The organism is Pseudonocardia nematodicida, from assembly GCF_040105385.1.
Taxonomy (GTDB): Bacteria; Actinomycetota; Actinomycetes; order Mycobacteriales; family Pseudonocardiaceae; genus Pseudonocardia; species Pseudonocardia nematodicida.
Genome location: NZ_JBEDNQ010000011.1, coordinates 98,124 through 117,877 on the forward strand (window position 1 = coordinate 98,124; position 19,754 = coordinate 117,877).

The window sequence follows — 19,754 nt, forward strand, 5'->3', positions numbered from 1 at the left end:
GGTGTCGACTGGTCCCCGGGTCGCACCGAGCGGTCCGGGACGGACATGCGGGACGACACGCTGATCGTCGAGGACGCACTGATGCTGATGATGGACGACGCGTCGGGCACGCCCGCGAACGCCGGGACGCTGCCCTACGCGCTCGGCGGCGCCGTCCTCGTCGAGCTGGCGCTGCTGGGCCGGGTCGAGGCCGACGAGAGCCGGGCCGGCCTCGGCGGCCCGATGGTCGTCGCGGTCGGTGACGGTCCGCTCCCGGACCCGGTGCTGCAGTCCGCGTACGACGTCGTCGCCCGCAGGCCCCGCCGCGTCCAGGCGCTGCTCACCGAGCTGGGTGATCTCTGGAAGGTCCTGACCGACCGGCTCGTCGAGCGCGGTCTGGTCCGGCGGGAGAAGCGGAAGCTGCTCGGCCTGATCCCGACCACCCGGCTGCCCTCGACCGCGTCGCGGCACGAGACCGAACTGCGGCAGCGGGTCGTCGACGTGCTGGAGAACGGCGCCGAGCCGGACGCGCACACCGCCGCCGTCATCGGGTTGATCTCGGCGAGTGGCACCCTGCCGTCCCTGCACCCCCGCCCCCGCTGGTCGACCGCGGTGATCGAGCGGGCGAAGGCGCTGGAGGAGGGCAACTGGGGTGCCGGCGCGGTGAGCAACGCGGTGCTGAACACCGCCGTCGCGATCGCCGCGGCCAGCGCCGCCGTCGTGGCCACGTCGGCCACCGCCCGTTGACCACGGCCCGCGCCCCCCGCTCACGGCACCCCGCCGTCCCGGTGGGACCTCGCCGTCCGTCGCCGCGCCGGTGCCTCCGTCGCCGCCGCGACCCGTCGGCCTCCACCGCGACGCGCCGCCGCGCGCCGCACCCTCTGCGGCGGTCGCGCAGCAGCCGACGGGTCGCGGCAGCCGACGACGGGTCGCGCAGGGCGGGGACGGCGGGTGGAAGGTGGCGTACGGCCCTCACCGCTCGGCGGTGAACTGGGGGTCCACGCCGGACCCGCGGGCGGCGACGGCGTCGAGGTGCCAGACGTACTCGTTCTTCAGTCGGGCGCCGTCGCCGGTGAACACGCCGGTCCGGAAGGGGTAGAACCCGACCGTCGGCTCGGTCCCGGGCGCGCTGGTGCGGATCGCGTTGTGCAGGTCGCCGTTGGCCCCGCGCAGCGCGGTGACCAGCCGGTGCGCGGCGGCCGCACGGTCGGCGACGTCGCGGCCGTCGGCCAGCTGCAGCGCGAGGTGCAGCTGCCGGTCCCCGGCGTCGTCCTCGTAGGACACCAGCCGGTGGTTCTCGACGGCGTCGAGCAGCTCGGGATCGGCGTTGATCGCGTCCCGGAGCCCGTCCGGCGGGACGACGGCGCCGTTGTAGTCCACTCCCGAGTCGCTGCGGCCGTACTGCAGCAGCAGCGGCAGGTCGAGCTCCCGGGCGTCGAGTACCTCGCGCAGGCCGTACCGGCGCAGCACCGGCAGCACGTCGCGGATCCGCAGCACGTGGCCCCGGTCGTGGATGTTGTAGCGGATCCGCGGGCTGAGGTTCTGATGCCGGTTGACGGTGATCAGCAGTTCGCCGTCGTCGTTGGTCTCGATCAGGTAGGCGTAGGGGTTGAACTGGAAGATGTTGGGCAGCAGGCCGTAGTCGTCCTGCTTCGTCAGTTCTCTCGACAGCGCCGGGTCGGCGGCGATCGCCCGGCGCAGCGCGATCGTGAACCGGGTCTCGGTGGCGATCGAGATCTCCAGGTCGCTGGCCCCGTAGGCGCCGATCACCGAGTGCGCGGTCTCCAGGATCCGGTTCCGCATCCCTTCGCTGATGCCCTCGCCGCCGAAGGCACAGACGATGTCGTAGGCCGACCAGTCGAGCCGGTCGTCGTCGAACAGTCCTTTCAGGAACGGCGGGTAGCTGGTGATCACGTAGGTGAAGTCCGGCCCGAACTCCCGCATGGTGTTGATGATCTTGTCGCGGTCCGGGCCGACGGACTTCACGACGGCGACGCCGGTCAGCGCCGCGGAGACGTTCATCCCGGTGGCCCAGGCGCCGAGGGAGAACGCGTTGATCACGAACGGCGGCTTGCGCAGCGTCGCCGCGGTGCGCAGGAACCCGACCCGCAGCAGCTCCCGGGCCGCCCGCCGCTCGACGGGGCCGCGCACCCAGCTCGTCGGCGTCCCGGACGAGCCCGACGACTCGTCGACGACGACGCCGCGGCGCGGGATCCGCCCGCGCACGCACCGGTCGGTGATCGAGTAGGGCCGGATGTAGCTGTCCTTGTCCATCTCCGGGACGCCGTCGAAGGCCCGGTCGTCGGGCAGCCGCGCCGGGACGCCGCGCTCGGCGAGGAAGTCCCGGTAGGCCGGGACGAGGCGGGCGCTGCGTTCGAAGGTCCGGCGGGCCCGCCGCCGGCCCAACCGCCAGCGCAGCGGCTCGATCCCGGGCGCGAGCAGCAGCTTGTGGGTGTCCGGGCGCCGGCCGAGCAGGTCGACGACGACCTCGTGGCACCACATCAGCGGGTTCATGCCGGGGCTCCGTTCCCGTCCAGCAGCATCGCGGACAGCTCGCGCCGCAGCGCGGGCGGCGGTTCGGCGCTGTGGCCGTAGCGGAACAGCATCCAGGCCATCCGGTTCTCGCCGGAGTCGATCCCGGCCGCGGACACGAACGCCTCGTGCGAGCGCGGGTTGGTGATCACCGTGCCGAACGGGTGCAGGTACACGTCGGCCTTCGTGAAGGCCAGCCAGATCCGCAGGAACACCCGGCCCGCGGCGACGTGGTCGGCGGCGCCGGCGAACGGGCCGGTCAGCCAGCCCAGCTCCCGCACGCCACGCATCGTGCTCAGGTAGATCCGGCGCAGCAGCGGCCCGGCCAGCGGCAGGTCCCACATCCCCCGGTGGCGCAGCGCGAAGCCCAGCAGCGGGCCGGGCAGCAGCAGGGTCCGGGCCGAGAGCCCGTCCCGGGTGGCTTCGGCCTGGCGGTCGGAGGTGCGGATCCAGGCGAGAATCTCGGCGTGCACGGCGTCGTCGCGCAGGTCGTCGAACAGGGTCTCCTGGTTGATCCGCACCAGGTCGCCGACCAGCGCCCGCCGCGCGGTGTGTCCGAAGTGGTGGCCGGCGTCGGCGGCGATCGTCGTGGCCTCGGCGAGCACGGCCGGGTCGACGGGGATGTTCCGGTAGGGCCGCCGTGAGGTGCGCCGCCGGCGGAACGCGGCCAGGTCGGCCCGGGCGCGATCGATGACCGGGGCCGGGGTGAGCGTGACCGTGCCGAGCGACTGGTGGCGGGCGGTGGCACCGAAGTCGAGGTCCTCGCCGCGCAGGTCGGGGGTCACCGACCAGCCGTGCGCGGCCCCCACGGTCGCCAGCGACTCCAGGTAGACCCCGGCGCAGACGTTGCCGAACGGGATCCCGAAGTTCTCCGCCGGCAGCCCGCGTCGCAGGTCGTAGAGCAGCTCGGCGCGCCGCCCGTCGTGCACCCGGACGGTGATCGGCTGGGAGTTGTGCGGGGACGGGTACGCCCGGGCCTCGTCGAGCAGCAGCGGCCACGGTTCCGGTGTCGGGAGCATGCCGGGAGCCTCCCGGCCCCGGCCGCCTCCCGGATCCGTAGAGCTACGTGCCGAGCACGTCGTCCAGGAACGACTCGAGGAGCCGGTTGACCGCGTCCGGATGGGTCAGCGCGGGCGAATGTCCGGCCCCGGGGACGACGTGGAGCTCACCGGCACCGGTCAGTCCCCGCCGCATCCGTTCCTGCCGTTCCCGCGGGATCGAGTGGTCGTTCTCGCCGCAGAGCACCAGAGCCGGCGCCGTGATGCCGGAGAGCCGGTCGGTGACGTCGTCGCGATGGACGAGACAGTCGACCGGCGCCCCGAGGGGCACGCCGCGCTCGCGCCACACGCCGGCCCATTTCTCCGCGGCCGGGTGGTCCCCGACGATCTGAGCCGCCAGCCCGGTGGTCAGTTCCGGAGTGGGCCCGTACTCGGCGAGTGCGGCGAACAGCCGGCCGTAGCTCTGGGCGTCCTCCGCGCCGAGGGCCGCGGACTCCGTGTCCATCAGCACCAGACCCGAGACCCGGCCGGGGGCGACCAGCGCCGTCCGGAGCGCGATGAACCCTCCCTGGGAGACCCCGCCGACCACGGCGCGCTCGATGCGGAGTGCGTCCAACAGCTCGATCTGGGTACGGGCGAGGTCCCAGAACGTGAACGGCTCCGGGCCCACCGGGCTCGCCCCGTGCCCGGGGGCGTCCCAGGCGATGACCCGGCTGGACGGCGCGAGATCGGCCTGGCCGCCGAACATGGAGGAGTCCAGCCCGAATCCGTGGGCCAGGAGGAGCGGATATCCGGTCCCGCCGCTGTCGGAAACGGCGATCGTGCGACTGTCCAGGGTGATGGTCGAAACGGTCGACATGCAGTGGACCCCCACGGTAGGAATGCGGCGACGCACCGTCCACCGGTACACAACCGCACGACCCGGAACCCGCGCAACCGTTGTCGATCAACGGGATGGGAGTGCGTTCCCGGTGACGTCGACACCGAGGTAGAGCTGCAACGAGCTGCCCGGTTCCGGCCACGTGAGCACCTGTGCGTGCAGGTGCAGAACGGTTCCGCGGTCGAGGTCCCGGACGAGCATCTCGTCCTTGTGCCGGGCCAGCGCCACCTGGCCGCGTCGCCACATCGTCAGGAACTCGTCCGATCGTGCCAGTCGGTGCATGAGCGTTGTGTAGTCCGGTCCGGTGCGTTCGTTCCGGACCATCAGTGCACGGAGCCAGGACACGGTGAGCAATGCCTCCTGCTCCCACTCCACCATGATGTGGCGACTGTCCGGGACGAAGAAGAGCCATACGAGCACGTTGCCGACGCCCGGATCGTCGATATGGCGATACACCCGCGTGTAGGCCCCATTCGCGTAGAGCACGTTCCAGGCGACGTCGACGAAGCCGCCCAGGGCGGGAGCGAGGTTGTCGACGTAGATCCTGTTCGCGTCGGTGACCGAGACCGGAGAGCGGTGCGCGGTGCCGGCCGGTGCCGGGCGGTAGGTGCTCAGATCGTGGAGGTGCGCGCGCTCGGCGCCGGTGACCTGCAACGCGTCCGCCACGCTCTCGACGACCGCGGCCGAGGGAGCCTGGGCCTCCCCCTGCTCGAGCTTGGTGATGTAGCTGACCCCGCGACCGGCCAGCGTGGCCAGCTCGGCCCGGCTCATCCCGCCGCCGCGCCGCCGGCCTCGCGTCGAGCGCGCACGCAGCTGCTGCAGGAACGATCCGAACGACGGCGATTCGAGTGCCGGGGGAGCGCCGGTCCCGCCGATGTCGTCGGCTCCGCGGCGGGAATTCCGCGCTGGCATGTCGAGCGTACCTCTCCACCGGGCCGATTCCTCGAAGGACATGGCGCTGTCCCGGGGGAGCAGCCGCACTGGAGGAGGGTAACGCATATCGATCTTGTGATTCACACCACCGGTAATTCTTCGGGTATGAATGTATTCGCGCTACACAGAGTCGTGAATCGTGCGGTCGTGGTGAGCACGATGATCACTCGGCGTGCTCACCCACCCTGTGAGGGATGCCCCTCGCGGGGATATCCCTGCCGGTGTTCGTTGCGGACGCACTTGTGATCCGGCTTGATAGCGATCGATCAGCGGAAGCAGGCGACCGGCGACGCGTCGCGCCCCGATGCGTCGGACGATGGGATCACTTCCTTGGCAGAACAGATGCTGTCCCGTGGCGGCCGTGTCGTACCGGACTCGCTCGCCGTCGACGTGCTGCTCGTGCGGGAGCAGGCCAGGCACCACAGCGAGTGGCGCGCGACCCGTGATGAGTTCCAGGGGCTGACCGACAGTCCCCCCGGGACGTTGATATCGCGGATCGAGGAGGACCTGGCGACGGTGTCGGCCGCCGCGATCCGGGCGCTCGCCGCGGTGCGCGAGGCGCGCAGCAGGCCGGACGGCGTCGAGCGCGAGGACGATGCCGTCGGCCCCTGGCTGGCGAGTGCGGCGAACTCGCTCCGGTCGGCGCTGTCGGCGCACCTCGCGCTGGAGGCGCGCCACCGTCTCCGGCCCGGCCAGGAGGACTGAGCGCCGGCGCTACTGGCGAACACGACGGAGCCCGCCGCCCGGAGGGCGACGGGCTCCGCGTGTGGTGGGAGTTGCGCGTCAGCTCGTGAGCATGCCCCGCAGCACGTACTGCAGGATGCCGCCGTTGCGGTAGTAGTCCGCCTCGCCCGGGGTGTCGATCCGGACCTTCGCGTCGAACTCCACCGTCTCGCCGGACTCCTTCGTGGCGGTCACCGTCACCGACTTCGGGGTCTTCCCGTCGTTCAGCTCGGTGATCCCGGAGATGGCGAACGTCTCGGTGCCGTCCAGGCCGAGGGACGTCGCGGACTCGCCCTCGGGGAACTGCAGCGGGATGACGCCCATGCCGATCAGGTTCGACCGGTGGATCCGCTCGAAGGACTCGACGATCACGGCCTTCACGCCGAGCAGCGCGGTGCCCTTGGCCGCCCAGTCCCGCGACGACCCGGAGCCGTACTCCTTGCCGCCCAGGATGACCAGCGGGGTGCCGGCCGAGGCGTAGTTCTGCGCGGCGTCGTAGATGAACGCCTGCGGCGCGCCCTCGGCGGTGAAGTCGCGGGTGTAGCCACCCGACACCCCGCCGTCGACGATCGCGTCCAGCAGCTGGTTGCGCAGCCGGATGTTCGCGAACGTGCCGCGGATCATCACCTCGTGGTTGCCGCGCCGCGAGCCGAAGGAGTTGTAGTCCTTCTTCTCCACGCCGTGCTCGTCCAGGTACTGCGCGGCCGGGGTGCCCGGCTTGATCGCGCCCGCCGGCGAGATGTGGTCGGTGGTCACCGAGTCACCGAGCAGCGCCAGCACCCGCGCCCCGGAGATGTCGGTGACCGGCGACGGCTCGGTGGCCATGCCCTCGAAGTACGGGGGCTTGCGGACGTAGGTGGACTGCTCGTCCCACTCGAAGACCTTGCCCTCGGGGGTCGGCAGCGCGCGCCACCGGTCGTCGCCGCGGAAGACGTCGGAGTAGCTCTTCTCGAACATGTCCGAGTCGATCGCCGAGTCGACGACGGCGTTGACGTCGTCGGTCGAGGGCCAGATGTCGCGCAGGAAGACGTCGCCGCCGTCGGTGTCCTGGCCCAGCGGCTGGTTCTCGAAGTCGAAGTCCATCGTGCCGGCCAGGGCGTAGGCGATGACCAGCGGCGGGGACGCCAGGTAGTTCATCTTGACGTCCGGGTTGATCCGGCCCTCGAAGTTCCGGTTACCGGACAGCACCGAGACGACGGTCAGGTCGTTCTCGTTGACCGCGGCCGAGATCTCCTCCGGCAGCGGCCCGGAGTTGCCGATGCAGGTGGTGCAGCCGTAGCCGACCAGGTTGTAGCCCAGCTTGTTCAGGTAGGGCCAGAGGCCGGCCTTCTCGTAGTAGTCGGTGACGACCTGCGAGCCCGGCGCCATCGACGTCTTGACCCACGGCCGGACCGACAGTCCCTTGTCGACGGCGTTCTTCGCGAGCAGCGCGGCGCCGAGCATGACGCTCGGGTTCGACGTGTTGGTGCACGAGGTGATCGAGGCGATCACGACGGCGCCGTGGTCCAGCACGAACTCGCCGCGCGAGTCCGAGCGCACGGTGACCGGCTTGGACGGGCGGCCCTCGCAGCCGTCGGCCGCGGACAGCACGACCGGGGCGGCGTCGTCGTCGCTGAAGGACAGCGCGGGCGCGTCGCTGGCGGGGAAGGACTCGTCGTTCGACTCGTCGATCTTGCCCAGCGGGGTGGCCGCCACGTCGTCGTCGGTGTAGTCGTGCACGGTCTTGCGGAACGACGACTTGGCGTCGGTCAGCTCGATCCGGTCCTGCGGGCGCTTCGGGCCGGCGATCGACGGGACGACCGTCGACAGGTCCAGCTCGAGGGTCTCGGAGAAGACCGGCTCGCGGGACGGGTCGTGCCAGAGGCCCTGCTCCTTGGCGTAGGCCTCGACCAGCGCGATCTGCTCGGCCGAGCGGCCGGTGAGCTTGAGGTAGCGGACCGTCTCCTCGTCGACCGGGAAGATCGCCGCGGTGGAGCCGAACTCCGGGCTCATGTTGCCGATCGTAGCGCGGTTGGCCAGCGGCACCGAGCCGACGCCCTCGCCGTAGAACTCGACGAACTTCCCGACGACGCCCTGGCGGCGCAGCATCTCGGTGATCGTCAGCACCACGTCGGTGGCGGTCACGCCGGTGGGGATCTCGCCGGTGAGCTTGAAGCCCAGCACCTTCGGGATGAGCATCGAGACCGGCTGGCCGAGCATCGCGGCCTCGGCCTCGATACCGCCGACGCCCCAGCCCAGCACGCCCAGGCCGTTGACCATCGTGGTGTGCGAGTCGGTGCCGACCAGGGTGTCCGGGTAGGCCTGGCCGTTGCGCGGCATGACGACCCGCGCCAGGTTCTCGATGTTGACCTGGTGCACGATGCCGGTTCCCGGGGGGACGACCTTGAACTCGTCGAAGGCGCCCTGGCCCCAGCGCAGGAACTGGTAGCGCTCCTTGTTGCGGCCGTACTCGAACTCGATGTTCTTCTCGAACGCGTCCGCGGTGCCGAAGAAGTCGATCATCACCGAGTGGTCGATGACCAGCTCGGCCGGCGCCAGCGGGTTGACCTTCGACGGGTCGCCGCCCATCTCGGTCACGGCCTCGCGCATGGTCGCCAGGTCGACGACGCAGGGGACGCCGGTGAAGTCCTGCATGATCACCCGGGCCGGGGTGAACTGGATCTCGGTGTCGGGGTCGGCGGAGGGGTCCCAGTTCGCCAGGGCGTTGATGTGGTCCGCCGTGACGTTGGCCCCGTCCTCGGTGCGGAGCAGGTTCTCGAGCAGGACCTTCAGGCTGAACGGCAGGCGCTCGGCGCCCTTCACCGCGGAGAGCCGGAAGATCTCGTAACCGGTGCCCCCGACGTCGAGCTGTCCTCTGGCGCCGAAGCTGTCGGTGCTGGCCACTGCGTGGTCCTCCCGTGGTGGTGGGCGTGTCGGTCGTCCGGAGCGGTGGACGTCTCGCACGTGCCCACCGGCGTCGTCGGCGAGTCTCGCGCACCGCCCGGTGAGCGGCAGCGCGGACCCTCGGCCTCAAACAGTACGCCTGTCCTATTAAGTGGTCGACCCCGGGTACGGCACGTCACGCCGCTCGTTCACCCTGCCGCCCTCGCCCGAGTGGAGGACGTGGCCGGAGTGCCCGGTGTGTCGGACGTGGTGCGTGTGATCCGGCTGGCAGGCTGCGCGTGATCTTCGACCGCTCCCCGCCTGTCCGGAGGCCATCGATCGTGACGCGCGAGACGCGCCGGCCCGCACCGACCGCCGTCGGTGTGCTCGTGGTGCTCGCCGCCGTCGTGCTGGCGAGCCCGGGAGTGGGCGTGGCCGCGGCCGCTCCCGCCGCAGCAGTACTTCCGGGCCAGCCGTCTCCGCCGCCCAACCCCGACGACGACGAGCTGGAGCGCAGCCGGCAGGACGTCTCGGACCGTGCCGCCGAGGTCGGCCGGCTCACCGCGCGCCTCGCCGAGCTGGAGGCCGAGGCCGACGACCTGCGGATCGAGGTCGCCAGCCGCAACGAGCAGGCCCTGGAGGCCCGGGACACCGCCGACGCGGCCGGCGCGGAGGCCGACGCCGCCGCCGCGCGGGCGGCCGAGGCGCGCGAGGCGACCGAGGAGGCCGGCCGCGCGGTCGACGACGCCCGGACCCGGCTCGACGCGTTCGTCGGCGACGTCTACACCCACGGCCTCGACCTCGGGCCGCTCGGCCTGCTGTCCCGCGCCACCGACCCGGACGACCTCATGGACCGGGCCCGGCTCACGAACGCGCTGAGCGAGGACCAGGCAGGCGTGCTCGAGGAGCTGGAGCAGGCGCGGATCGCGCAGGCCAACGCGGACTCGCTCGCCCGGGCCGCGCAGGAGGAGGCCGACCGGCGCCGCGCCGCGGCCGAGGAGGCGAGCAACGCGGCCGACCGCGCGCTGGTCGAGGCCGCGGAGGCCGCCGACGAGCAGCAGGGCCTGCTCGACGACGTCCTCGCCGAGCAGGCGAGTGTGCGGCAGCAGCTCGACGCCGCCGAGAACGCCGACGCCGGACTGCGCGCGCAGCGGGACCGTTACCGGGCCTGGCAGGCCGAGCAGGCCCGGCTGGCCGCGGAGGCCGAGGCGCGCGCCCGGGAGGAGGCGCGCGCCCGGATCGCGCAGGCCCCGGCCCCGGCCCCGGGTGGCGGCGGCGGCGGGGCACCGCCCCGGACCGGTTCTGCCGCGATGGAGACGGTGATCGACCGGGCGATGGCCCAGATCGGGATCACCTACGCCTGGGGCGGCGGCACCGCCCGCGGTCCCAGCCGCGGCATCCGCGACGGCGGCGCCGCGGACCGGCACGGCGACTACAACAAGGTCGGCTTCGACTGCTCCGGGCTGATGCTCTACGCGTTCGCCGGCATCGGGGTGAACCTGCCCCGGTGGAGCGGCAACCAGGCCAACGCCGGACGGCTGGTGCCGGTCTCGGACATGCGGCGCGGGGACATGCTGTCCTGGGCGCGCAACGGCCGGACCTACCACATCGCGATGTACCTGGGTGACGGGAAGATGATCGAGGCGCCGTACTCCGGCGCGTCGGTGAAGATCTCGCCGGTCCGGTACGGCGGGCTCAACAAGGTCACCCGGATGTTCTGACGTGCGGGTGCGCGCAGCCCGGCCCGGGGACCACCCGGCGATCGTCGGGGTGGTCGACGACTGGTGGGGACGGCCGGTGCACGGCCTGGTCCCGCGGATGTTCCTGGACCACTTCCACCGGACCTCGCTCGTCGCGGTCGAGGACACCGCGCACGGGCCGCTCGCGGGCTTCCTCATCGGGTTCCCGTCGCCGTCCGAACCCGCGGTGGGTTACATCCACTTCGTCGGGGTGCGGCCGGACCTGCGCGGGGACGGGCTGGCCCGGGACCTCTACGACCGGTTCACCGTGATCGCCCGCGCGCACGGGTGCTCGGAGCTGCAGGCCATCACCTCACCGCAGAACGAGGGCTCGCTGCGGTTCCACCGGAGCCTCGGGTTCGACGTCGAGGGGCCGGTTCCGGACCACGACGGTGCGGGTCTGGACAAGTACCGGTTCCGCCGCGTGCTCTGACCGCCGTTCGGGGGCCGGCGTGTTCGAGATCATGGTTGTGTTGTCGTCACCGTATCGGTAAGACGGATGGAGCGGATCATGACGGCACGGGAGCGGGGGCGGCACATGGCCATGCCGGGCACCGGCGACGCGCGCCATCGGCTCCCGGATCCGCAGTACGACCCGCGCGACGCCCTCGGCCGGGGTCTTCGGCGCCGGGAACCGGAGATGCACCTCGCGGCGGACGGGCGGGACGTCGGGAAGCGGCGACGGCCGCTGTTGGTCGGCGTCCGCCGGGCTCTCCGGCACACCTACGGCGACAACGACGCGCTCACCGCCCGCGTCCGCGAACTGGAGCACGAGCTCGGCCGGCTGCACGAGTCGGCCGGCTGCGAGGTCGCGGCCCTGCGGGCGGAGAACCGGCGCCTGCACCGCCAGGTCCTCTCGCTGCGGCACCGTGACACCGCCGGGAGCGAAGCCGCCGGGAGCGGCAATGCCGGGAGCGAACGGGAGGCGGACTAGCTCGACGAGGTCCGGGCCCGCCGGACCGCGTCGGCCTCGGCGGCGAGCTCGTCGAGCACCAGACGTACCACCGGGCGCGTCGCCGCGTCCGGCCGGCAGACCGCCCGCACCAGCCGGGCCGCGCGCACCCCGGCCAGCGGGCGCAGGGCGAGCCGGGTCCCGCCGCGGTCGTCGGTCGAGAAGCGGGGGAGCAGCGCCACCCCGTGCCCGTCGGCGACGAGCTCCTCGGTGACCGAGAAGTCGTTGATGCGCTGCACGATCCGGGGTGCGGTGCCGGAGACCAGGCCCAGCGAGCGGAGCACGTCGTCGACCGGCCACCCGACCTCGACGGAGATCCAGTCCTCGTCCACCAGGTCGGTCAGCTCGACCGCGGAGCGCGCGGCGAGCGGGTGCCCGGGCGGGAGGGCGACGTCGAGCGGCTCGCGCAGCAGCGAGCGCACCCGCAGCCGTCCGCCGGAGAACGGGTCGAGTCGCTCGTCGTGGTGGGTGACGACCACGTCGGCGTCGGCCGCGGCCGCCGGCACTTCGTCCGGCCGCAGGTCCAGGTCCCGGCAGCGCAGGACCAGGCCGTCGCGGTCCGCGGTGCGGCGCAGCAGCCCGGGGAGCAGCAACCGGGCCGCGGACGGGAACAGCGCGACGCGCACCGTGCCGAGCGGGTGGTCCCGCAGCCCGGCGACGGTCTCGTCCAGCCGTCCCAGCGCGGTCAGCACCTCGTCCGCCCCGGCGACGACGGCGGCGCCGGCCTCGGTCAGCCGCAGTCCGCGCCCGTCCGGCACGGTCAGTGCGATCCCGGCCTCCCGGGCGAGCACCTTGAGCTGCTGGGACACCGCGGACGGCGTGAGGTTCGACGCCTGCGCGACGGCGGTGACCGACCCGCGGACGGCGAGCTCGCGCAGCAGCCGAAGCCGGTGGACGTCCATGAAGCAACGCTACAACGTCACTGCAGTATCGATCGCTGGACTGCACGGTGCTCGGTGATCGAGAGTCTGCAGCGTGACCGTCCGGGACCGTGGCCTCGCCGTCGTCGTCGCCGTGCTGTGGGGTGCCAACTTCATCGCCATGCACGTCGGCCTGGAGTACTTCCCGCCGATCTTCCTGGCCGGGCTGCGGATGCTGGTGCTCGCGGTGCCCGCCCTGGTCTTCGTGCCCCGGCCCCGGGTCCCGCTGCGCTGGCTGATCGGGTTCGGGCTGGGGTTCGGGACGCTGCAGTTCCTCTTCCTGTTCCTCGGGCTGCGCGCGGGGATGCCGGTCGGGCTGGCGTCGCTGGTGCTGCAGGCGTCCGGCCCGTTCACGCTGCTGCTGGGCGCGCTGCTGTTGCGGGAACGGGTGAGCGGGCGGCAGTGGGCCGGGATCGGCGTCGCGGTCGCCGGGCTGGTGACGATCGCGCTGGTCCGCGCGCAGGCCGCGGCCGTGCTGCCGGTGGTGCTGACCCTGCTGGGCGCGCTGGGCTGGGCGTCCGGGAACCTGTGCAACCGGCTGGCGCAACGCGACGGCGACCGCGTCGATCCGCTGCACCTGACGATGTGGATGACGGTCGTGCCGCCGGTTCCTCTGCTGGTCGCGTCCGCGGTCGTCGAGGGACCGGCGACGGGCTGGATCGCGGTGGGCGCGATGTTCTCCTGGGACGGGCTGCCCGCGCTGGCGTCGCTGGGGTATCTGTCGGTCGTCGCCACCGTCGTCGCCGGTGCGATGTGGACGGCGCTGATGCGGCGCTACCCGGCCGGGGTCGTCGCCCCGCACTCGCTGCTCGTGCCGGTGGTCGGGATGGCGCTGGCGATGGTGCTGCTGGGGGAGCGGCCGTCGGTGGTGGAGCTCGTCGCGGGTGCGGTGGTGGTCGGCGGCGTGCTCGCGGCGTCGGCACCGGCGCGACGGCGACGGGTGACCGATGTGGATGCGACGGTGGCGTGATGCGGCTCCGTCACTCCGCCCTCGTCGTCGACGACTATGACGAGGCGATCGCCTTCTTCGTCGGCGTCCTGGGGTTCGAGCTGGTCTCCGACGTACCGTCGACGAGCTCGGTGACGGGGGCGCCAAGCGATGGGTGGTCGTCCGGCCGCCCGGCGAGGAGACCGGCCTGCTGCTGGCGCGCGCGGACGGGGAGCGCCAGCAGGCGGTCGTGGGCGGGCAGTTCGCCGGCCGGGTCGGGCTGTTCCTCGAGGTCGACGACGTCGCCGCCGAGTACACCCGGCTGCGCGGGCTCGGCGTGGAGTTCGAGGCCCCGCCCCGGGCCGAGCCCTACGGGACGGTCGCGGTGTTCCGCGACGTCGCCGGGAACCGCTGGGATCTCCTCTCCTCAGAACCAGGGAGTCCGTGAGGGGTACCTGAGGGTAGTTCGATCCTGTGGCGAGAGCTCTCCGGTACTCCTCACGGGATGCTTCGATCGAGGGCGGGCGATGCTTGCGATTGCTGGTCGCCAAGTGGTCGCGTTCGTGCGCTCAGTGGCCATCAGAGTGCTGGCCGGAGGCCTATACTCGAACACATGAGCGACGTCGGCGGCCCGCTACTCGCGGTCGAGCTGTGTGCGCACGGCTGGCCGCCCTCGGTGTGCCGGGAACTCTGCGACCAGCTCGACGACCCGGACGAGCCCTGGGGACTCGCGACGCTGCCCGACACCCCGGTCGGGCCCGGGCTGGCGTTGCAGGTCCAGACCGCCGCGGCCGCCCCGCAACTGTGCACCGACACCGAGCTGCTCGCTCTCGCCGAGAGCGCGGCACGGCTGCGGGAAAGCTTCGCCGCGATCACGATGCGGATGGTCGGGGTGTTCACCGCCCGCTACCCGCGCGGCAGCAGCGCCGCCCCACCTGATGCGGACCCGAGAGCGGTCTGTCCGGTCTCGCGCTGGCTGCCCGACCAGATCTCTCTGGTGTTCTCGATCTCGCGTGAGGAGGCCCTGTCGCTGATCGGGCGCGCCCGCCGGTTCACCGACGTCCTGCCCGCCACGTTGGCCGCGTGGGAGGCCGGACGGATCGACGAACGCCGCGCCGACCAGATCTCTCACGCCACCACCGTGCTCTCCGACGACCTGGCCCGCGAAGTCGAAGCGGCCGTGCTGCCCGGCGCCGGGGAGGCGACCCGCCGTCAGCTGTCTGACCGGATCCGGCGCGCCATCGCCCGCCTCGACCCTGACGGGGCCCAACGCCGGCATGCCGTCGCCAAGGCCGACCGGCGGATGTCGATCAGCCGCGGTGAGGAGGGCATGGGATCGCTGTGGATCTCCGGGACCGCCGAGCAGACCGAAGCCTCCTGGCGGTGTGTGGACCGGATGGCCCGCTCGCTGGGTACGCAGGACACCCGCACCCTGGACCAGCGCCGGGTCGACATCGCCCACCACCTGTTGCAGGGCACGATGTCGGTCACCGACCTGGGCGCGGTCGAGTCCGCGGTGGCGAGCGTGCTCGCCGCGGCGCAGGGCACCCCGGTCCCGCCCGACGCCGCCGACCACTCCGGCGGCGACGACGGAACCCACACCACCGCACAGCCCGACACACGACCCGGCGCCCACGGCACGAACGGCCAGGACACGACCGGACAGGCCCGGCAGTCCGAGACCGGTACCGCGCCTGCCGCCCCCGCGGCGATCGTCTCGCGGGAGGTGATCGCCGCGGCGGTCGCCCAGGCCCTGGCCACCAAGCCGGACCCGAACACCGTGATCGGGCGCAAACCCCTGATCCAGGTCGTGGTCGGCCTCGACACCCTCCTGGGCTCCGAGCGCCCCGCCGAACTCGCCGGCCACGGACCCATCCCCGCAGTGACGGCCCGCGCCCTGGCCGCCGGCGGCACACTGGCCCGCATCGTCACCGACCCGGTCACCGGGCAGTGCCTCGACTACGGGCGCAGCACCTACGCGCCCCCGGCCAACCTCGACGACCACGTCCGCGCCCGCGACGGCCACTGCCGCGGAGCCCTCTGCACCCGCGACATCCGCGAGCTCGACCACCACATCCCCTTCGGCGGCGGCCACCACGGACACACCAGCGCCGAGAACCTGCACGGCTTCTGTACCGGGACCCACAAGCTGAAAGACGCCCCCGGCTGGCACGCCATCTCACTGCCCGACGGTGGCCTGGAATGGATCAGCCCCTGCGGCTGGACACGCACCACCTACCCCAAGGACTACACACCCTTCACCGACCCACTACCCCAACCACCGGCCGCACCCGCGGCCCCTCCGGACGAGACACCGGCGGACCCCGGTGAGGTCGTCGCGGACCCGGACATGCCGCCGCCGTTCTGACGGTGGCTCGGGTGACGGTGAGAATCGGCGGGCGCTCCGCGCGAGGACCGATCGGCGACCCAGCCGGCAGTACGGAGCGCGACCGATCGCATGGCACGAGCGCGAGATCGACCGGTTACCGGTGCTGGTCGCGCTGCGCGCCATCGCGTCCCCGACCGGAACCCCGGCGAACCGCCCGGGTCGGACATGTACGGTACGACGCATGGCACGAGGCATCTGGTCGCAGAAGGTTCGCACCGCCCGCTGACGGCGGCGCCCACTCCCTGCTGAATCCGCGCTCGCCGTCCCGGTTCCGCCGGGCGGCTCTTCTGTGCTGCCCGGCTCCACTGCGAGCTGCGGAGCTTCCCCGTGCACACCACCCCCGAACCGCTGCTGCCCACCCCCGCCCTCGAGGCGGGTGCCGGCGCCCACGTCCGCGCCGAGGGCGTCACCCTCACCCGCGGGTCCCGGACCGTCCTGCACGACGTGTCCGTCACCGTCTCCGCGCGGTCCCGGATCGCCGTCGTCGGCGAGAACGGCCGCGGCAAGACGACCCTGCTGCACGTCCTCGCCGGCCTGCTCGTCCCTGACTCCGGCAGCGTGCACCGCACCGGCACGGTCGGTCTCGCCCGCCAGGAACTGTCCACACGCGACGGCGAGACCGTCGGCACCCTCACGTCCGGGGCGCTCGCGGAGAGCCTGGCCGCGCTGGCCGCGCTCGACGAGGCCACGCTCGCCCTCGCCGGGGGCACCGACCCGGCGGCCGACGACCGCTACGCCGCCGCGCTGGAGGCCGCCACCCGGCTCGACGCGTGGGACGCCGAACGCCGGGTCGACGTCGCCCTGGGCGCGCTGGACGCCTGTACCGACCGGGACCGTCCACTGTCGACCCTGTCGGTGGGCCAGCGGTACCGGGTGCGGCTGGCCTGCCTGCTCGGCGCCCGGCACGACGTGCTCCTGCTCGACGAGCCGACCAACCACCTCGACGCCGGCGGACTCGACTTCCTGACCCGGATGCTGCGCGAGCACCACGGCGGGCTGGCTGTCGTCAGCCACGACCGTGCGCTGCTGCGCGACGTCGCCGACCGGTTCCTGGACCTGGACCCGACCCGCGACGACCGGCCACGACTGTTCGCCGGTGGCTACGACGGCTGGCAGGACGCCCGGCGCCGGGAGCGCGAGCGCTGGGAGTCCGACCACGCCGAGCAGCAGGCCGAGCACCGGCGGCTGCAGGACGCGGTGTCGGCGGCCCGCAACCGGCTCTCCACGGGCTGGCGCCCGGACAAGGGGACCGGGAAGCACCAGCGCCAGTCCCGCGCGCCGGGCGTCGTGCAGGCGCTGCACCGGCAGCAGGAGGCCCTCGACGCGCACCGCGTCGACCTCCCACCGCCGCCGCCCGCGCTGCGGTGGCCGGACCTGCAGGTCCGCACCGGTTCACCGCAGGTCCGGGTACACGGCGTCGCCGTCGCCGGGCGGCTGACCGGACCGTTCACCCTCACCCTCGACGGGGGTGACCGGCTGCTGGTCACCGGCCCGAACGGCGCCGGGAAGTCGACGCTGCTCGCCGTGCTGGCCGGGGAGCTCGACCCGACCGGCGGGACCGTGCGGACGGCCCGCGGCGCCCGGGTGGTCCGTGTCGCCCAGGAGACCGTCGCCCAGGAGACCGTCGTCCAGGAAGCAGCGGCCGCCGGGTCGCGACCGGAGCGGGAGCGCACCGCCCGGGAGGTGCACGCCCGGTACGTCGGGCGGCTGGTGGCGAGCGGGGCGCCGCGCGACGCCGACGCCGTCGGGCTCGGGGCACTCGGGCTGCTGGACGCCGAGGCGATGCGCACCCCCGTCGGGCGGCTGTCCCAGGGGCAGCAGCGACGCCTGGACCTCGCGCTCGCGCTGGCCGGGCGGCCGAGCGCGATCCTGCTGGACGAGCCGACCAACCACCTGTCCCCGGCGCTGGTCGACGACCTGACCGGGGCGCTACGGGCGACGTCGGCGGTGGTGGTCGTGGCGACCCACGACCGGCAGCTGCTCCGGGACCTCGGCGACTGGCCGCGCCTGGAACTGGCGGCACACCGCTCGTGAGTGGTTGTCGCGGTCAGGACCGCGACAACCACTCACGAGCGCGGAGCGCACGCTGCCTCGACGGCGTCGAGGGTCCGGCGCAGGCCGCTGTCGAACAGCGGCTCCGCCCCGCCGGGCCCGCGGACGACGGCGCCACCGAGCAGCCGGGCCAGCACCGGCAGCTCGGTGGCGCGTCCCGAGCGTTCCAGGTCGTCGGCCGTCGGGAGCCGGTCGCCGGCCAGTGCCGCCGCGCCGCGCACGTAGCCGTGCACCAGGTGCAGGACCTCCACCGCGGTGTGCAGCGGTTGGCCGGTGGTGACGACGTGCGCGAGCAGGGCCTCTGACCACCCGCACTCGGCCGGACCTGCACTCCGGTCACCGGCCATCAGCCCGACCGTCCACGGGTGCTCGTCGAGCACGTCGCGCAGCGCCGTCGCCCAGATCTCGCACCCGAGCCGCAGCGGGCAACCGGCCAGGTCCGGCGGCGCGCCGAGCGCCGTGTCGAGCATCAGGTCCACCAGCGCGTCCTTGCTCGGCACGTGCCGGTACAGCGACATCGGCGCGGAGCCCAGCTCGCGGGCCAGCCGGGGCATCGAGAGGGCGGCGAGCCCGTCGGCGTCGGCGATCGCGAGCGCGGTGGTCACGATCGAGGCCCGGTCGAGGGCCGGGCGGGCCGGGGTGGTCGGGGGAGACCAACGGACGTCGACGCTCACGAGACGATCACTCTACGCACTGTGTGTGCGGCCTTACGCGTCCGGCGTACGTCGTACGCGTCACCTTTCTTTAGCGTTGCAACAGGTGGTTCGTAGGGTGTGCCCGTGGAGTGGTGGGAGATCGCGATCATCGCGGTGGCGGGGCTGTGGGCCGGCCTCATCAACACCGTCGTCGGCTCGGGGACGCTGGTCACCTTCCCGGTCCTGGTCGCGCTGGGCTATCCGCCGGTGACGGCGACGACGTCGAACGCGATCGGCCTGATCACCGGGACGATCACCGGCGCCATCGGCTACCGCAAGGAGCTGGAGGGCCAGGGCGGCCGGCTGGTCCGGTACGGCATCGCGTCGCTGCTCGGCGCGATCGTCGGGGCGGCGCTGCTGCTGTCGCTGCCGCCGGACGCGTTCGAGACGATCGTGCCGGTCCTGGTGGGGCTCGCGGTGGTGCTGGTCGCGGTGCAGCCGTTGCTGTCCCGGCGGCTGAAGCAGCGTGAGACGCCGAAGGACCGGTCGTCGTCGCCGGTGGTCTACCTGCTGATCTTCCTGGTCGGCATCTACGGCGGATACTTCACCGCTGCCCAGGGGATCATGCTGGTCGGCATCATGGGGCTGCTGCTGGCGGACTCGCTGCAGCGGCTCAACGCCTTCAAGAACGCGCTGTCGGCGATCGTCAACCTGGTCGCGGGGATCATCTACGCCTTCGTCGCGCCGGTCAGCTGGCCGGTCGTGGCGATCCTGGCGGTGAGCTCGATCGTCGGCGGGTTCCTGGGGGCGAAGGTCGGCCGCCGGCTGCCGCCGACCGTGCTGCGGGGCGTGATCATCGTGATCGGCGTGTCGGCCGTGGTGTACCTGCTGGTCATGTGACCGGTGACTGTCGGTCCCCTGTGCTGTGCTGGTGCGGGCACGCCGGTCGGCGGCGCGCCCGGACCGAGCGGGGGGACGACCGGTGGACGACCGGGGGTGGGACGACGACCGCGCCGCCGAGCTGGTCGTCGTGCTCGCGGCGTTGGCCGGCCGGGACGTCGGCGATGCGGAGGCCCGCGTCGTCGTCGCGCACTCGCGTGCGCTGAGCCCGGACGACGCGAACACCATCTGGCAGCGGCACCACCGGGCCCCGCGCACGGTCCCGCTGCGCGACTACCTCGCCATGACCCTGCGGTTCGTCGAGCGCGACCCGCCGGCCTGACCCTGCCCTC

18 protein-coding genes and 1 pseudogene are annotated in these 19,754 nt (G+C 72.9%); 12 read left to right on the forward strand and 7 right to left on the reverse strand.

The annotated features are described in order from the left end of the window. Positions 1-45 precede the first annotated feature (45 nt). The gene (locus WIS52_RS24240; RefSeq protein ID WP_349300662.1) at positions 46-726 is read left to right on the forward strand and encodes a GOLPH3/VPS74 family protein; all 681 of its coding nucleotides are present in this window, start codon (positions 46-48) and stop codon (positions 724-726) included. Between the two features lie 225 nt (positions 727-951). Here the strand turns inward: WIS52_RS24240 and WIS52_RS24245 are convergent, their stop codons facing one another. From WIS52_RS24245 to WIS52_RS24260, 4 genes are all read right to left on the reverse strand, one after another. Beyond that, positions 952-2,493, reverse strand: coding sequence for a phenylacetate--CoA ligase family protein (locus tag WIS52_RS24245; protein ID WP_349300663.1), 1,542 nt, complete (start codon positions 2,491-2,493; stop codon positions 952-954). Further along, the gene (locus WIS52_RS24250; RefSeq protein WP_349300664.1) at positions 2,490-3,530 is read right to left on the reverse strand and encodes a hypothetical protein; all 1,041 of its coding nucleotides are present in this window, start codon (positions 3,528-3,530) and stop codon (positions 2,490-2,492) included. Before WIS52_RS24250 ends, WIS52_RS24245 begins: the two co-directional genes overlap by 4 nt. 43 nt (positions 3,531-3,573) lie before the next feature. Next, the gene (locus WIS52_RS24255) at positions 3,574-4,368 is read right to left on the reverse strand and encodes an alpha/beta fold hydrolase (RefSeq protein WP_349300665.1); all 795 of its coding nucleotides are present in this window, start codon (positions 4,366-4,368) and stop codon (positions 3,574-3,576) included. Positions 4,369-4,455: 87 nt separating this feature from the next. Continuing rightward, positions 4,456-5,301 carry a helix-turn-helix domain-containing protein gene (locus tag WIS52_RS24260; protein WP_349300666.1) on the reverse strand — a complete coding sequence of 282 codons (846 nt, stop codon included), beginning with the start codon at positions 5,299-5,301 and terminating at the stop codon, positions 4,456-4,458. Between the two features lie 351 nt (positions 5,302-5,652). On the opposite strand from WIS52_RS24260, the gene WIS52_RS24265 reads away from it, so the two are divergent. Further along, a complete protein-coding gene (locus WIS52_RS24265; protein ID WP_349300667.1) occupies positions 5,653-6,027 on the forward strand; it encodes a hypothetical protein in 375 nt (124 codons plus the stop codon). A gap of 78 nt (positions 6,028-6,105) precedes the next feature. Here the strand turns inward: WIS52_RS24265 and acnA are convergent, their stop codons facing one another. Continuing rightward, positions 6,106-8,928 (reverse strand): aconitate hydratase AcnA, encoded by a 2,823-nt coding sequence (gene acnA / locus WIS52_RS24270; protein WP_349300668.1) that lies wholly within the window; start codon positions 8,926-8,928, stop codon positions 6,106-6,108. A 320-nt stretch (positions 8,929-9,248) separates the two neighbouring features. Here acnA and WIS52_RS24275 point away from each other — a divergent pair, with 320 nt between their 5' ends. The 3 genes from WIS52_RS24275 to WIS52_RS24285 all read left to right on the forward strand — a co-directional run bounded on the left by WIS52_RS24275 (position 9,249) and on the right by WIS52_RS24285 (position 11,580). After that, positions 9,249-10,628 (forward strand): NlpC/P60 family protein, encoded by a 1,380-nt coding sequence (locus WIS52_RS24275; RefSeq protein ID WP_349300669.1) that lies wholly within the window; start codon positions 9,249-9,251, stop codon positions 10,626-10,628. A 1-nt stretch (position 10,629) separates the two neighbouring features. Next, on the forward strand, positions 10,630-11,079 hold the full coding sequence (locus tag WIS52_RS24280) for a GNAT family N-acetyltransferase (RefSeq protein ID WP_349300670.1): 450 nt from the start codon (positions 10,630-10,632) through the stop codon (positions 11,077-11,079). A 78-nt stretch (positions 11,080-11,157) separates the two neighbouring features. Continuing rightward, positions 11,158-11,580: a hypothetical protein gene (locus WIS52_RS24285; RefSeq protein ID WP_349300671.1), complete on the forward strand. Its 423-nt coding sequence runs from the start codon at positions 11,158-11,160 to the stop codon at positions 11,578-11,580. On the opposite strand, the gene WIS52_RS24290 is transcribed toward WIS52_RS24285, so the two are convergent. Continuing rightward, a complete protein-coding gene (locus tag WIS52_RS24290; RefSeq protein ID WP_349300672.1) occupies positions 11,577-12,500 on the reverse strand; it encodes a LysR family transcriptional regulator in 924 nt (307 codons plus the stop codon). The genes WIS52_RS24285 and WIS52_RS24290 overlap by 4 nt on opposite strands. Positions 12,501-12,573: 73 nt before the next feature. Between WIS52_RS24290 and WIS52_RS24295 the strand changes: the two genes are divergently transcribed. From WIS52_RS24295 to WIS52_RS24315, 5 genes and pseudogenes are all read left to right on the forward strand, one after another. Further along, positions 12,574-13,488, forward strand: a complete 915-nt coding sequence (locus tag WIS52_RS24295) for an EamA family transporter (protein ID WP_349300673.1) — start codon at positions 12,574-12,576, stop codon at positions 13,486-13,488. Next, positions 13,488-13,541, forward strand: a pseudogene (locus tag WIS52_RS24300) (hypothetical protein); the annotation flags it as partial. The gene WIS52_RS24295 and the pseudogene WIS52_RS24300, both read left to right, overlap by 1 nt. An 80-nt stretch (positions 13,542-13,621) precedes the next feature. Then, positions 13,622-13,894 carry a VOC family protein gene (locus WIS52_RS24305; RefSeq protein ID WP_349300674.1) on the forward strand — a complete coding sequence of 91 codons (273 nt, stop codon included), beginning with the start codon at positions 13,622-13,624 and terminating at the stop codon, positions 13,892-13,894. A gap of 165 nt (positions 13,895-14,059) precedes the next feature. After that, a complete protein-coding gene (locus tag WIS52_RS24310) occupies positions 14,060-15,814 on the forward strand; it encodes a DUF222 domain-containing protein (RefSeq protein ID WP_349300675.1) in 1,755 nt (584 codons plus the stop codon). A gap of 372 nt (positions 15,815-16,186) precedes the next feature. Further along, a complete protein-coding gene (locus WIS52_RS24315; protein WP_379610270.1) occupies positions 16,187-17,869 on the forward strand; it encodes an ABC-F family ATP-binding cassette domain-containing protein in 1,683 nt (560 codons plus the stop codon). 32 nt (positions 17,870-17,901) lie between these two features. Here WIS52_RS24315 and WIS52_RS24320 read toward each other — a convergent pair whose 3' ends face one another. Continuing rightward, positions 17,902-18,561 (reverse strand): TetR/AcrR family transcriptional regulator, encoded by a 660-nt coding sequence (locus tag WIS52_RS24320; RefSeq protein WP_349300677.1) that lies wholly within the window; start codon positions 18,559-18,561, stop codon positions 17,902-17,904. Between the two features lie 105 nt (positions 18,562-18,666). On the opposite strand from WIS52_RS24320, the gene WIS52_RS24325 reads away from it, so the two are divergent. Then, positions 18,667-19,422: a sulfite exporter TauE/SafE family protein gene (locus WIS52_RS24325; protein WP_349300678.1), complete on the forward strand. Its 756-nt coding sequence runs from the start codon at positions 18,667-18,669 to the stop codon at positions 19,420-19,422. An 82-nt stretch (positions 19,423-19,504) separates the two neighbouring features. After that, positions 19,505-19,744, forward strand: coding sequence for a hypothetical protein (locus WIS52_RS24330; RefSeq protein WP_349300679.1), 240 nt, complete (start codon positions 19,505-19,507; stop codon positions 19,742-19,744). Positions 19,745-19,754 lie beyond the last annotated feature (10 nt).